Genomic DNA, 1163 nt, shown 5'->3' with positions numbered 1-1163 from the left:
TGTACGACCGGATACATAGGTAACACTTCAGACCGGGAACATAGGTAACACTTTCCTAGTCTATCCGGATAATACTACGGCTTTTCCGGTCATAGTAAGCAAGCGTTATACCGTTAAAGATGATGGCCTCAACGCCATCATCTTTTTCTTCCAGCATGATGTATTCCCCCAGCAGTGCCTCGCTCAGGAACACTTCCTTACCGATGTGTATCACCCCCTTCGACATCACTCTGTACAACCGCGCTCCTTCAGGCCATTCATATTCAGGGACTTTTCCGTCCCAGCTGCGTGACGATGGCCGCCATATCTCACCCGGCGTGGTTCCTCCCAGCGCTTCATGTGGACGCTCCTGGTTGAACTCTTCTCTGTAATGGCTGAACCAGGTCTGCTGTTGCTCCAGCGTTCTGAAGATATTTCCGTGCTTCAGTGCACTTTTCAGTGAACGATGCATGCGCTCATGGCGACCATTTTCCTCCGGATGCCCCTTTCTGATGCGCTCTGGCCTGACGCCCAGTTTGATAAGCCAGACTGACAGACGACTGAGACCCGCTACTCCGACACCGGCAAAGGGCTGCCCGTTATCGGTTCGCAGCACATCCGGCAGACCATATTCAAGGAAGGCATCAGTGAGGCACTGCCGGGCAAAGGCGGTGTTCTCGTGATGGCTACCCCGGCAGCTCAGAAGGTATCGGCTGTGGTTATCCGTCAGCGTAAACGGATGGCAGTACTCCCGGCTCAGCAGTCTGAACTTCCCTTTAAAATCAGCGCTCCAGACCTGATTAATATCCTGGATAGTGGTCAGCGGCTGACGATTGCCGGGCGTTCTGTGCTTGCGCTTTCTGTCCGGAACCATCCCCTGACGCTTGAGGATATCGCCGATAGTGCTGGCAGCCGGAACAGGGAAGTTGGCCTGATGATTAAGGAGCCACATCCGCAGCTTTTTCGGCCCCCAGTCAGGGTGTTTTTGCCGTAATGCCATCAGATGGGCAGCAATATCTGGCGGGACGGTGCGGGAATGTGAGAGTGGCGCGCGTGAGCGGTCGAAAAGCGTCGCAGGCTCTGAAGGGTCGAAACGCCCGAGCCATTTATAGCCCGTTTTACGACTGATGCCGAAGAGACGGCAGAGTGCGGAGAAAGACATCGTGCCAGCCTGGCTGGCACGG

1 protein-coding gene is annotated in these 1163 nt (G+C 55.0%); it reads right to left on the bottom strand.

Going from position 1 to position 1163, the window contains the following annotated elements; all coding sequences use genetic code 11:
- Positions 1 to 55: 55 nt before the first annotated feature.
- On the bottom strand, positions 56 to 1163 hold a 1108-nt coding region (locus tag V6944_RS23260), incomplete at its 5' end, for an integrase core domain-containing protein (protein ID WP_333500670.1).

Origin of the sequence: Kluyvera sp. CHPC 1.2972, from assembly GCF_036759925.1 — a bacterium.
Classification (GTDB): domain Bacteria; phylum Pseudomonadota; class Gammaproteobacteria; order Enterobacterales; family Enterobacteriaceae; genus Kluyvera.
Note: the sequence above shows the minus strand (reverse complement) of the source record. Positions and strands in the feature narration are given on the sequence as shown.